12 protein-coding genes are annotated in these 12780 nt (G+C 64.2%); 8 read left to right on the top strand and 4 right to left on the bottom strand.

Annotation, left to right across the window (positions count from 1 at the left end; all coding sequences use genetic code 11):
* Positions 1-118 precede the first annotated feature (118 nt).
* Positions 119-931, bottom strand: a complete 813-nt coding sequence (locus ACVOLR_RS01170; RefSeq protein WP_481534817.1) for an FHA domain-containing protein — start codon at positions 929-931, stop codon at positions 119-121.
* Between the two features lie 119 nt (positions 932-1050).
* Here ACVOLR_RS01170 and ACVOLR_RS01165 point away from each other — a divergent pair, with 119 nt between their 5' ends.
* The 4 genes from ACVOLR_RS01165 to ACVOLR_RS01150 all read left to right on the top strand — a co-directional run bounded on the left by ACVOLR_RS01165 (position 1051) and on the right by ACVOLR_RS01150 (position 4029).
* Positions 1051-1326, top strand: a complete 276-nt coding sequence (locus tag ACVOLR_RS01165; RefSeq protein WP_481511312.1) for a polyhydroxyalkanoic acid system family protein — start codon at positions 1051-1053, stop codon at positions 1324-1326.
* A 79-nt stretch (positions 1327-1405) separates the two neighbouring features.
* The gene (locus ACVOLR_RS01160; protein ID WP_481534816.1) at positions 1406-1870 is read left to right on the top strand and encodes a phasin family protein; all 465 of its coding nucleotides are present in this window, start codon (positions 1406-1408) and stop codon (positions 1868-1870) included.
* 222 nt (positions 1871-2092) lie between these two features.
* Complete coding sequence (locus ACVOLR_RS01155; protein WP_481534815.1) at positions 2093-2911, top strand: YggS family pyridoxal phosphate-dependent enzyme; 819 nt, start codon at positions 2093-2095, stop codon at positions 2909-2911.
* Between the two features lie 95 nt (positions 2912-3006).
* On the top strand, positions 3007-4029 hold the full coding sequence (locus ACVOLR_RS01150; RefSeq protein ID WP_481534814.1) for a restriction endonuclease: 1023 nt from the start codon (positions 3007-3009) through the stop codon (positions 4027-4029).
* A 60-nt stretch (positions 4030-4089) separates the two neighbouring features.
* Here the strand turns inward: ACVOLR_RS01150 and hutC are convergent, their stop codons facing one another.
* Both hutC and ACVOLR_RS01140 read right to left on the bottom strand, forming a co-directional pair.
* Positions 4090-4818: a histidine utilization repressor gene (hutC, locus tag ACVOLR_RS01145; RefSeq protein ID WP_481534813.1), complete on the bottom strand. Its 729-nt coding sequence runs from the start codon at positions 4816-4818 to the stop codon at positions 4090-4092.
* Positions 4819-4860: 42 nt separating this feature from the next.
* Positions 4861-6225, bottom strand: coding sequence for a formimidoylglutamate deiminase (locus ACVOLR_RS01140; RefSeq protein WP_481534843.1), 1365 nt, complete (start codon positions 6223-6225; stop codon positions 4861-4863).
* A 66-nt stretch (positions 6226-6291) separates the two neighbouring features.
* On the opposite strand from ACVOLR_RS01140, the gene hutI reads away from it, so the two are divergent.
* The 4 genes from hutI (at position 6292) to hutU (ending at position 12033) form a co-directional block, all read left to right on the top strand.
* Positions 6292-7497, top strand: a complete 1206-nt coding sequence (gene hutI, locus ACVOLR_RS01135; RefSeq protein ID WP_481534812.1) for an imidazolonepropionase — start codon at positions 6292-6294, stop codon at positions 7495-7497.
* Positions 7498-7548: 51 nt separating this feature from the next.
* Positions 7549-9096, top strand: a complete 1548-nt coding sequence (gene hutH / locus ACVOLR_RS01130) for a histidine ammonia-lyase (RefSeq protein ID WP_481534811.1) — start codon at positions 7549-7551, stop codon at positions 9094-9096.
* A 421-nt stretch (positions 9097-9517) separates the two neighbouring features.
* Positions 9518-10369, top strand: a complete 852-nt coding sequence (hutG, locus tag ACVOLR_RS01125; protein ID WP_481534810.1) for an N-formylglutamate deformylase — start codon at positions 9518-9520, stop codon at positions 10367-10369.
* On the top strand, positions 10366-12033 hold the full coding sequence (gene hutU, locus ACVOLR_RS01120; protein WP_481534809.1) for a urocanate hydratase: 1668 nt from the start codon (positions 10366-10368) through the stop codon (positions 12031-12033). Before hutG ends, hutU begins: the two co-directional genes overlap by 4 nt.
* An 89-nt stretch (positions 12034-12122) precedes the next feature.
* Here the strand turns inward: hutU and ACVOLR_RS01115 are convergent, their stop codons facing one another.
* Positions 12123-12542: a DoxX family protein gene (locus tag ACVOLR_RS01115; RefSeq protein ID WP_481534808.1), complete on the bottom strand. Its 420-nt coding sequence runs from the start codon at positions 12540-12542 to the stop codon at positions 12123-12125.
* Between the last annotated feature and the right edge of the window lie 238 nt (positions 12543-12780).

Genomic DNA, 12780 nt, shown 5'->3' with positions numbered 1-12780 from the left:
CTAGTATGCCGCAGCGCAACAGCCTTGGGCCATCCGGAAAAGGTTGCATCTGCACCCATTCCGGCCTGCCGCTTCAGCCCTGCGCGTGCAGCAGGCCCACTGCTGCAGAAGCAGTTGCTCAGCGTGCGCCGAACAGCAGCAAGGCGCTGATCGCCGAGCCCAGCAGCAAGGCGCTGAGCAGCAGCCAGGGCCAGCGCCGCGGCAGCTTGGGCTTTGCTGGCGCCAGCGTCGATGGCTTGAGCGTGATCGGCTCGTCATCTTCCTCGACCGGGAATGCCACGCCCGCGGAGGCCGGGCCCAGCGGAATTTCCAGCACAAAGCGGTGGTTGCCTTCGAACACCACCTGGTCGCCGGCCTGCAGCCAGCAATGGCGGGCGCTTACACCGTTGACCTGGCTGCCGTCGGCCGAGCCCAGGTCGCGCAGCAGCACTTTGTCGCCGTGCCGCTCGAACCGGGCATGACGCTCGGCGAAGGCCGGATCGTCGATAAGAATGTCGCTGGCCGGATCACTGCCGATGACGCGCGGCTTGTCCAAGGTAAAGCTGCGCCCGTGATGGCGCCCACCTACTCCGCGCAGCAGCACCCGCAGATCTTCACTGCCATCACTCGGTGCTTCGGGGGGATGCGGCACCTGCTCGCAGTCACCACGCAGCAGCATTTCCGCACCGTCTGCATAGACCGAATCACCTGCCCGCAGCAGCGCCATGCGCCGCACCGGGCGGCCATTGACGTGGATGCCGCGGCCACCATTGGCAACCTGCAGCCAGACCCCGCGCTGATCGGTACAGAACTGCGCCAACAGCAACGGGCCGACGCTGCCGTCGCCCAAGCGAACTTGCCCCGAGGCATGGCGCACAATGCGCTGGACACCCGGCATCAGTGACTGATCCGGCTGCTGACGATTACTGAAATGAACTTGCAGAGTGCGCACCGGCAGCAGACTAGCAGGTCATCCGGTCATGCAGAAGATGTACGCGAGACTTGGACTACGCCGCGTAGGTCCGCACAATGGCGCATCTTTCTTACAAGCCGCAGTTCAGGCCACACGCCATGTCCAATATTGATATCCAGCACCCCCATTCCCTGTCCGATGACAAGGCGCGCACCGCCATTGCCGAAGTCGCTGAGAAACTGCAGGAACGCTTCGACGTGGTCACCCGCTGGGACGGCCCGGTCCTGCACTTCAACCGCTCGGGCGTGGATGGTGCCATCGAGCTGTTGCCGGGCGCTGTGCGGGTGAAGGCCGAGCTGGGTTTCCTGCTGTCGGCAATGAAGGGCATGGTGGAATCTGAAATTCAACGCGTGCTGACTGACAAGCTCGGCTGAGCTGGCCCCGTCACACCACTCAAGCCGCTAAGCCGTTACGGTGTAGCTGGACTCTTCAACCCCGCATAGGAGCATCGTCATGACCACGTACGAGCAACGTCCGGAAGACGAGGACGACGGCGCTGGCGCACAAGGCCAAGCCGAGCGCTTGACCAGGAAGGTTACCGAGTCGGCGCAGCAGGTGTGGCTGGCTGGCTTGGGCGCGCTGTCGCGTGCGCAGGCCGAGGGCAGCAAACTATTCGACACCCTGGTCAAGGAAGGCCAGGACAGCGAAGCCCGTTCCCGCGAGCAGTCGCGCAAAGGTGAAAGCCTGCGCGATACCGTGGAGAACACCCTGGGCCAGGCCCGCGAGCGCGCAGCCGGTACCTGGGACAAGGTCGAAAAATCGTTTGAAGACCAGATCCACAGTGTGCTGCGACGCATGGACATCCCCTCGCGCTCGGATATCGAGGCGCTGAACGATCGCCTGGACGCCCTCAACCGCCGCCTTACCCGGGCCGAGAGCCGCGCCGCGCACGACGGGCAGCAAGCTGAAGACCAGTAATGTTGCAAAGCAGCAATGCTTGCGTAAGAATCAACCTACCCGCCAGCAGTACCGCGCCGTAAGTCTCCCTCCCCTCACGGCATCGGATGGCGGGTTTTTCATGCCTGCGATTTGTCCAGGCCGCCGGATTCCGGGTCTCGAGCCTGCCAGCGAGCGATAATCCGCTGTTCACCGCACCGCTTCGGCAGCATCAGGCGGCGGAAGCAATCGCTGGAGGCACGCATGCAAACCCCGCACCCGGACGCTGATTCCGGCACCCAGACCCGTCACGCCCTGCACGGCCAGTACCCGCGCGCTGAGACCGCGGATGACTTCCGCCACAATCTGGCGCTGGTCCAGGAACGCATCGCTGCAGCTTGCCAGCGCGTCGGCCGCGACCCGGCCGGCGTGCGCCTGCTGCCGGTCAGCAAGACCATCGACGAAGCCCGTATCCGTCTGGCCTATCAGGCCGGCTGCCGCCTGCTCGGCGAGAACAAGGTGCAGGAAGCGCACCACAAATGGGAGGCCATGCAGGACCTGGGCGACCTGCGTTGGTCGGTCATCGGCCACCTGCAGACCAACAAAGCCAAGCTGGTGGCGCGCTTCGCCGACGAATTCCAGGCCTTGGACAGCCTGCGCCTGGCGGAAACTCTGGAGCGCCGCCTGCAGGCCGAAGGCCGCTCGCTGGACGTGTTCGTGCAGGTAAACAGCTCCAACGAGGCCAGCAAGTACGGGTTGGCTCCCGAAGCGGTTGCCGATTTCCTGCAGGCCTTGCCGCGCTCGGGCGCGTTGCGGGTCCGCGGCCTGATGACCCTGGCCCTGTTCTCCGCCCAGCCCGAGCAGGTCCGGACCTGCTTCGTGCGCATGCGTGAGTTGCGCGATCAGTTGCGCCAGCACGCGCCAGCCAACATCGGGCTGGATGAGCTGTCGATGGGCATGTCGGGCGACTTCGAGATCGCCATCGAGGAAGGCGCCAGCGTGGTCCGGGTCGGCCAAGCCATCTTCGGCGCGCGGGCGCTACCAGACAGCCATTACTGGCCGATCACCACGCCTGCGGAATAATTCGCAGGCGCAGCTCAAAAAGGCGAAGTCAGCCTGCTCTTACGGTCGTCAGGAAAGATAGACTGGGCCCCATCTCTAGGCTTTCAGGTATGTCGATGTTTTCGTGGATTCTGGCCCTGTTGCTTGCGTTGCTCTTGTGGGGCCTGGCTTCTGCATACCTGTGGTTGGTCGCCCGCCGTCAAACCGAGCGCCAGCATGGTTTGGCCGCACTGGCTGGCATGCGCTGGCGCGAGTTTTCCCGCATCGTGCATCAGACCATGGCCGAGCAGCGCGACCTGCACCCGCTGACCGATGCCGAAGACAACGACCGTGGCACCAGCAGCGACTTCCTGCTGCAACGCGACGGCCAGCGTTGGCTGGTGTCGTGCAAGCACGGCCGCGCCTACCGGTTCGATGCCGGTGCAATCCATGAACTGGCATCGGCGATCAGCCTTACCGGCGCCGCCGGTGGCCTGCTGATCACCGAAGGCCATGTTGAACGCGATGGTCTGGCCGAGGCGGAAAAGCACTCGATCGAAGTCATCGATGCACGCCAGTTGTGGGAGCTGCTCAAGCCCTATATGCCCGCCGAAACGCGCGAGACCGTTACCGGCATCGCCCGCCGCGAAGCCGTCCGGCACACCGGCATTGCTGGCTTGGCAGCAGTCACCATGGGCCTGCTGGCTGGCATGGGCTACATGACCATGCAAGGAGATTCCCCGGCAGCGGCGCCGATCGCCGCAGCACCGCGCGTTGTCGCCGCAGCGACTGCCGAATCGGCAGCTCCTGCTGCTACCGAGCCTGGCGCTGAACCGAGCGAGGCCAAACCTGCAGCCGCCGCTGCAGCCAAGAGCGCACCTCACCCGGGCGATCTGGTCCAGGATCCAGACGCTGCTACCTTGCTGCGCTACCAGCAATCCGTTTCAAAAGCCTTGGCCGGCACCTCTGGCGTGGTCAGCGGCATCTGGCTGACCCGCTCCACGCTCTCGGTCGAACGCAGTGGCGATGATGCCCAGGTATGGCCACTGATCTGCCAGCAGCTGCAGCGCTACCCCGCACTGCGCACCACCCGGGTACAGCTCAACCCGCGCCCAGGCGTGAATGAGCCAGTGCGCTGGCGGCAGTGCAGCACGATCTGACGGACAGGAGCGTCCAGCCAGGCCACCGGCTTGGCTGGACCTTGGATCAGACGCCTGGAATCAGCGAGCGCCCGGCGCGAAGCGGGCAATCAGGTCGTAGGCATCGCCGAGGAACATCTGCCGCACCCAGGTAATGGGCAGCTCGCCGCGCCAGGTCTGGCGGTCGATGACCAGGCAGGCCGTGCCCACCGGCACCTTCAACAATGCGGCTTCGTCGGCGGTTGCGGCCACCGCACTGATGCGGTGCTGGCCGCGTGTCCACGACACGTTCTGCAGCAGCCAACTGCCCGGCGCGTGGATGGAAAAGTCCACTTTCAGGGTTTCCGGCACCGCTTCGGGATTGATCAGGCGGCGCTCCAGCGCCAGCGGCTTGCCGTCGGCCAGGTGCAGGCAGCGCATCGCCAGCAACTTGCCCTCGCCTACCAGCAGCAGCTCTTCGGCGGAGTTTTCCCTGGCCTTGCGATGTGCGCGCTCCAACAGCTGGAAGCCGTACTCGTGGCCGCGATCAGTGACCGCCACCTCGATGTCGGGGATCTCCAGCGCCACCTGTTCCAGATGCGGAGGCTGCCGTGCAACGAAGGAACCGGCGCGACGACGACGTTCGATCATGCCGCTCTCGGCCAGCGCGGTGAGCACCTTGTTCACCGTCATCCGCGAGCAGCCGTACTGCTCCATCAACTCATGTTCAAACGGGATACGGAAGCCAGGCTCCCATTCGCCGCTGAGGATGCGGCCTTCGATGTCACTGCGGATGCGGTGATTGAGGGTGGGAGCTTTCTTGCCCTTCACTCGGGTTTCCTGAAAGAGACGGTGTCTGGCCGATAGCCGACCTTAGCCCAGTATCCGCGCAAGCGCGGTACGGTAACGCGCGCTGATCGCATCACGGTTCACGTGGCGACCATCGCGGACCAAGGCCCGACCGTTACGCCAGACGCTGCGAAGGGCGCCATTACGTGCGGCGAACAGCCAGCTGTCAAGCAAGGCGTCGCCGCTGCGGTCAAGCATGGCCGGATGCTGGGCATCCAGTTCAAGCAGGTCAGCGGCAGCGCCAACACTCAAGCCGGCCTGCACGCCCAATGCCTGTGCGCCACCCTCGCCTGCCTGCTGATAGAGCCAGCGGCCGCTGGACAGGTCACCGGGTGAGAGCACATTGCGGCCGCGTAGCTGCAGGCGCTGACCGTACTCAAGCAGCCGCAGTTCCTCGGCCGCATCGATCAATACATTGGAATCGGAGCCGACCCCGAAGCGACCGCCGGCCCGCACGAACTCGCGCATCGGGAACAGGCCGTCGCCCAGATTGGCCTCGGTGATCGGGCACAGACCCACCACTGCGCCACTGTCCGCCATCAACTGCACTTCCTTTTCGTTGACGTGGGTGGCGTGGACCAGGCACCAACGCGCATCCACCGCGGCGTTGGCGTACAGCCACTCGACCGGTCGCTGGCCACTCCAGGCCAGGCAGGCATCCACTTCGCGGGTCTGCTCGGCGATATGGATATGGATTGGGCCCGGTGCCAACGCGACCAGCGCCTGCAATTCCTCCGGCGTGCTCGCGCGCAGGCTATGCGGTGCCAGCCCCAGGACCGCATCAGGGCTATCGGCGAGCGCTCGCTTGCAACCCTGCAGCAGCTCGGCGAAACCATCGATATCGTGCAGAAAGCGCCGCTGCGCCGGGGTCGGCGCGGCTCCGCCAAAATCACTGTGCGCGTAAAACACCGGCAGCAGGGTCAGGCCCAGGCCGGTCTCATCCGCCGCCGCCGCGACCCGCACCGACATTTCGGCGTGGTCGGCGTATCGACTGCCGTTCTCGGTGTGGTGCAGATAATGGAACTCGCCGACGCGGGTGAAACCGCCCTCCAGCATTTCCATATACGCCTGCGCGGCAATGGCCTGGAAGATGTCCGGATCCAGCCGGTCCAGGAACCGGTACATCAGCTCACGCCAGCTCCAGAAGCTGTCGCCCGAGCGCCCACCAACCTCGGTCAGCCCGGCCATCGCTCGTTGGAAGGCATGGCTGTGCAGGTTTCCCAAGCCAGGCACCACCACGTCCAGACGCTGCGACTGGCCGTCCCTGGCTTCGCCAGCAACCACCGCCGTGATCACACCGGCGACGCTGTCGATACGCACGTCGCGCGCCCAGCCCTGCGGCAACAAGGCCTGGGCAGCATGGAAACGAACAGTTGGAGCCGGCTTGATCGTTGTCACTGGACACTCTCCGATGGTCGCCGTTATTGTATATACAAATAGGCACGGAGAGGGACAATGCGCTGCGACACGCTATGGCATAACGCCAACCTGATGACCCTGAACGACCCCTCGGGCGGACTGGGCAGCATCCGCGACGGCGTGATCGCCGCCCGCGATGGCCGCATCCTGCATGTCGGCCCAGCAGCAGATGCACCCGTATTTGAAGCAGATACCCGTATCGACTGCAATGGCCGCTGGATCAGCCCCGGCCTGATCGACTGCCATACCCACCTGGTCTATGCCGGCAACCGCGCGGGCGAGTTCGAACAGCGCCTGCAGGGCGTGAGCTATGCGCAGATCGCCAAGGCTGGTGGCGGCATCGTTTCCACAGTCAGCGCGACCCGTCTGGCCGACGACGCTGCCCTGATCAAGGCCAGCCTGCCTCGGCTGGATGCGATGCTGGCTGAAGGCATCACCACCGTCGAGATCAAATCCGGCTACGGCCTGACCTTGGCCGACGAACGCAAACAGCTACGCGTTGCACGCGAGTTGGGCGTGCTGCGCAAGGTGGAGATCGTGCCGACCTTCCTTGGTGCGCATGCAGTGCCGCCGGGCCACGAGGCGCAGGCTTACATCAACGAAGTCTGCGCAGTGATGATCCCGGCAATCGCGGCCGAAAGCCTGGCCGAAGCGGTCGATATCTTCTGCGAGAACATCGCGTTCTCGCCGGCGCAGGCACAACAGGTTTTCGACGCCGCCAAACAGCACGGACTGGCAATCAAGATCCACGCCGAGCAGCTGTCCAACCAGCACGGTGCGGAATTGGCTGCGCACAATGGCGCGCTGTCCGCCGACCATATCGAACACCTGGACGAAGCCGGCATTGCTTCGATGCGCGCAGCTGGCACCGTCGCTGTGCTGCTGCCCGGCGCTTACTACTTCACCCGCGAGACCGTGTTGCCGCCCATCCAGGGCCTGCGCGAAGCAGGTGTACCGATGGCCTTGGCCACCGACTGCAACCCTGGCACCTCGCCGCTGACCAGCCCGCTGCTGACGATGAACATGGGCGCAACCTTGTTCCGCATGACCGTGACCGAGTGCATCGCCGGCTTCACCCGCGAAGCCGCGCGCGCACTGGGTCGCGCCAACCGTGTCGGCAAGCTGGCTGCCGGCATGGATTGCGATCTCGCCATCTGGGACATCGAGGCTCCCGCCGACCTGGTTTACCGGATCGGTTTCAACCCCTTGCATGCCCGCGTCTGGCGCGGACAAACCGTTTGAACTTCTGTCCTCTCAACCTCGCACTCTGAACCTCGCACTGCTGGAGCACGCATGAGCACTACCTTGACCCTCCTCCCCGGCCACGTACCGTTGGCGCAATGGCGGCAGATCTATCGCGGCGCCAATGTGCGTCTGGACGAATCGTCGCAAGCCGCAGTGCTGCGCAGCGCACAGGTAGTGGATGCCATCGTCGCCAAGGGCGAGCCGGTTTACGGCATCAATACCGGCTTCGGCAAGCTTGCCAGTGTCCGCATCGAACGTGAGGATCTGGAAACCCTGCAGCGCAATATCGTGCTGTCGCATGCCGCCGGTGTAGGTGAGCCGATGCCGGCCAACGTGGTGCGGCTGATGATGGCGCTGAAGCTGACCAGCCTGGCCCAAGGCGCCTCGGGCATCCGCCCGCAGACGTTGGCGCTGCTGGAAGCGATGCTGCAGAGAGATGTGGTTCCGGTCGTGCCCTGCCAGGGCTCGGTTGGCGCCTCCGGCGACCTCGCACCGCTGTCGCATCTGGCCAGCGTGATGATTGGCGTTGGAGAAGCCTTTGTCGGCGGTGTGCGCATGTCGGCCGAAGCGGCCTTCAAGCAGGCTGACCTGCAGCCTTTGGTGCTGGGCGCGAAGGAAGGCCTGGCCTTGCTCAACGGCACCCAGTATTCGACCGCCTACGCGCTGGCTGGTCTGTTCGAAATCGAAGTGGTGTTCCAAGCTGCACTGGTCACCGGCGCCTTGTCGGTGGAAGCGGCCAAGGGCTCGGATACGCCGTTTGATCCGCGCATCCACAGCATTCGCGGCCAGCGCGGGCAGATCGCCACTGCCGCGGTACTGCGCGAATTGATGCAGGGCTCGGCGATTCGCGAATCGCATCGCGACAACGATGTGCGCGTACAGGACCCTTACTGCCTACGCTGCCAGCCGCAGGTAATGGGCGCAGCACTGGATGTGATGCGCCAAGCAGCCACCACGCTGGAAATTGAAGCCAATGGCGTATCCGACAACCCGCTGGTGTTCACCGACACCGGTGAAGCACTGAGCGGAGGCAACTTCCACGCCGAGCCGGTGGCATTCGCAGCGGACATGCTGGCGATGGCGGTCTGCGAGATCGGCTCGATCAGCGAGCGCCGTACCGCCATGCTGGTGGACCCGGCGCTGTCCGGCCTGCCGGCCTTCCTGACCCCGAAGCCCGGCTTGAACTCCGGTTTCATGATTCCGCAGGTCACCGCCGCGGCGCTGGTGTCGGAGAACAAGCAACGCGCCTACCCGGCCAGCGTCGACTCGATCCCAACCTCGGCCAACCAGGAAGACCATGTATCGATGGCTGCGCATGGCGCACGTCGTTTGATCGCCATGGCTGAGAATGCTGCCAACGTGATCGGTATTGAACTGCTTGCTGCCGGCCAAGGTTGTGATTTCCACGCGCCGCTTCGTTCTAGTTCGCCGCTGGAGCAGGTGCGTTCGACCTTGCGTGCGCAGGTACCTACCCTGGTCGACGATCGCTACTTCCATCCGGACATGGTTGCCGCGACTGCGTTGGTGCGGGCTGGTGCGTTGACGGCTGGCCTGGCTGTGCAGTTGCCGGGTGTTGATGTGACGGACAAGGCCTGATCGAAGCGTATGCAGAGCTGGCCGAAAGCCGTGTTGCCATCCCTTCCCCCGCGTGCGGGAGAAGGTGGTGCGAAGCGCCGGATGAGGGGAGCTTTTTGCATTCACCGCGAAGAGCGCCCTCACCTGCCCTCCGGGCATCCTCTCCCGCATGCGGGAGAGGCGACAGCGGGCAGCGCTGCAATCTGCCAGACCAGGTACAACGCGCCGCAAGTCGCGGTGCAGTCCCTTCTCCCGCCTGCGGGAGAAGGTGGCGCGAAGCGCCGGATGAGGGGAGCTTTTTGCATTCACCGCGAAGAGCGCCCTCACCTGCCCTCCGGGCATCCTCTCCCGCAAGCGGGAGAGGTGAAGGCTGGGGGCACCGCAATCTGCCATGCAACGCGCAAAGCAAAAATCGCCGCTCCGCCTTACATCAGGAATCCCCATGACGAACTCCACTGACTGGCTGCAGATCCACCACGGTCACGCTCCGCTGATCGTCAGCTTCCCGCATACCGGCACCGAATTGCCTGCATCGCGTGTCGGCCATTTTGTATCGCCGTGGCTGGCACGGCGCGACGCCGACTGGTGGGTGCACGAGCTCTACGCCTTCGCCAAGGCAATGGGCGCCACCACCGTGCGCACTGCGATCTCGCGCTCGCTGATCGACGTCAATCGCGATCCCTCCGGTGTCTCGCTGTATCCCGGGCAGAACACCACCGGCCTATGCCCGCTCACCACCTTCGACAATCAGCCGCTGTACCGCCAAGGGCATGAGCCCGACGAGGCAGAAATCCAGTACCGTCGCAAAACCTGGTTCGATCCCTACCACGCGGCGCTGGCCGCCGAAATTGAACGACTGCGTACGCAACACGAAACTGTCGTGGTTTACGACGCGCACTCGATCCGCTCCCTGATTCCGCATCTGTTCGATGGCGAACTGCCGCAGTTCAATATCGGCAGCGCCGGCCCCAGCGGTGCACCTGATACCTCGTGCGACAACGCGCTCACCGATGTGGTCGAGAACCTGTGCGCGCTGAGCGGCATGAGCCATGTGCGCAACGGGCGCTTCAAGGGTGGCTGGATTACCCGCCACTACAGCAACACCGCCAATGGCGTGCACACCCTGCAGATGGAGCTGGGCTGCCGCGGCTATATGCACGAACCCGCTCCCGAGGACGTGGATGAGCACAGCTGGCCCACGCCCTACGACCCCGAACACGCAGGCCCCGTCCGCAACACCTTGCAGCAAGTGCTCGGCGCTTGTCTGGAATTTGCTACCAGGAGAAATGCATGACCCGTCACGACCCCTCCCGCAACCCGCGCGCACCTCGCGGCAACACGCTCAACTGCAAATCCTGGCAGACCGAAGCGCCGTTCCGCATGCTGCAGAACAACCTCGACGCCGAGGTCGCCGAAGACCCGACTTCGCTGGTGGTCTACGGCGGCATCGGCCGCGCCGCGCGTGATTGGGAAAGCTACGACAAGATTCTGGAAACCTTGAAGCGCCTGGACGACAACCAGACCCTTCTGGTGCAATCCGGCAAGCCGGTCGGCGTGTTTCCCACCCACCCGGATGCACCGCGCGTACTGATCGCCAACTCCAACCTGGTGCCGCATTGGGCCAACTGGGAGCACTTCAACGAGCTCGATAAGAAGGGCTTGATGATGTACGGGCAGATGACCGCCGGCAGCTGGATTTACATCGGTAGCCAGGGCATTGTCCAGGGCACCTACGAGACCTTCGTCGAGATGGGCCGTCAGCATTACGGTGGCAGCCTGAGCGGCAAGTGGATCCTCACTGCCGGCCTGGGCGGCATGGGCGGCGCGCAGCCGCTGGCCGCGTCGCTGGCAGGCGCCAGCAGCCTGACCATCGAATGCCGCCAGAGCAGCATCGACTTCCGCCTGCGCACCCGCTATGTCGACGAACAGGCCAGCGACATCGACGATGCGCTTGCACGTATCGCCAAGTACACGGCCAGCGGTGAAGCCAAGTCGATTGCCCTGCTCGGCAATGCCGCCGAGATCCTGCCGGAACTGGTACGCCGTGGCGTGCGTCCGGACTGCGTCACCGACCAGACCAGCGCCCACGATCCGGTGCACGGCTACCTGCCGATTGGCTGGAGCGTAGAGCAATGGCTTGCCGAACAGCAGGCCAATCCGGAGAAGGTCCGCGACGCTGCCAAGGCGGCGATGCGCGTGCACGTCGAAGCGATGCTTGCCTTCCATGCCGCCGGCATTCCCACCGTCGACTACGGCAACAACATCCGCCAGATGGCCTTCGACGAAGGCTTGAAGAACGCCTTCGACTTCCCCGGCTTCGTGCCGGCGTACGTGCGTCCGTTGTTCTGCCGCGGCATCGGCCCGTTCCGCTGGGTGGCGCTGAGCGGCGACCCGGAAGACATCTACAAGACCGATGCCAAGGTCAAGGAAATCATCGCCGATGATCCCAACCTGCATCGCTGGTTGGACATGGCACGTGAACGCATCGCCTTCCAGGGCCTGCCGGCGCGTATCTGCTGGGTTGGTCTGGGCCTGCGCCACAAGCTCGGTCTGGCCTTCAATGAGATGGTGCGCAATGGCGAACTGAGCGCACCGGTGGTGATCGGTCGTGATCACCTGGACAGTGGCAGCGTTGCGTCTCCGAACCGTGAAACGGAATCGATGAAGGATGGCTCCGATGCGGTTTCCGATTGGCCGTTGCTCAATGCCATGCTCAATGTCGCCGGCGGCGCCACCTGGGTAAGCCTGCACCACGGCGGCGGCGTTGGCATGGGTTACTCGCAGCATTCCGGCGTGGTCATCGTCTGCGACGGCAGCGAAGCCGCCGACCAACGCATCGCCCGCGTGCTGTGGAACGACCCCGGTACCGGCGTGATGCGCCATGCCGATGCCGGCTACGACATCGCCATCGACTGTGCCAAGGAGAAGGGATTGGATCTGCCGGGCATCCTCGGCTGATCCAGGATCTTGGCTGTAACCGCAACGGGCAGGCTGACGGCCTGCCCGTTCTCCGTTGCGTGGTTGCAAGTTCCAGCAAGCAGCGATACTTAGCTGCGGCGCCCGTCCAAGGAATAGCGGCCGCCCCCGGTAACCATCAGCAACAGCAGCGCGCCTGCGATAGAAAGGTTCTTCAGGAACTGGACCAGATTCATCGCCCTGTCCGTACCTTCCATCGTCCAGAACGGATGACCCAGAAAACTCGCACCCAGCGCGAACACTGCGAGTAACAGGCTCAACGGGCGAACCCACAAGCCAAGCATCAAGGCGGTACCGGCAAAGAACTCCATCGCCACCGCTATCACTGCCGCCAGCAGCGGTATTGGCGCATGCAGGGAATCCATGTATCCCACCGTTGCCTGGAAGTCGGTCAGCTTTCCGAAACCCGAGTACACGAACACCGCCGCAATCGCGATGCGTGCAAGCAGGATGATTCCATCGCGATTATGTCCCACCAGTCTGTCCAACATGGTATTGCTCCCACGTTCTGCACTGCATGGCAGCTGATATCGCCGCCGTTCCTGAGTGCGCCCCTGTCCGCGCCCGCCAGCTTGCCTGTTACCTTCATTCGAACGATGTGTTATTGAAGGCCATCGTCACAGCAATGGTCTCCCCATGCGCGGCCTGTTTGTCGTTCTGCTGCTGTTTTGTACGGGAAGTACGTCCGCGCAGAACCTATCCGTCGTTGCGCCTGCGCGGCAGCATGAT

This window comes from Stenotrophomonas sp. STEN030 (assembly GCF_056759995.1).
The sequence above is the reverse complement of the archived record's forward strand: the minus strand, read 5'-3'. Positions and strand labels throughout refer to the sequence as shown.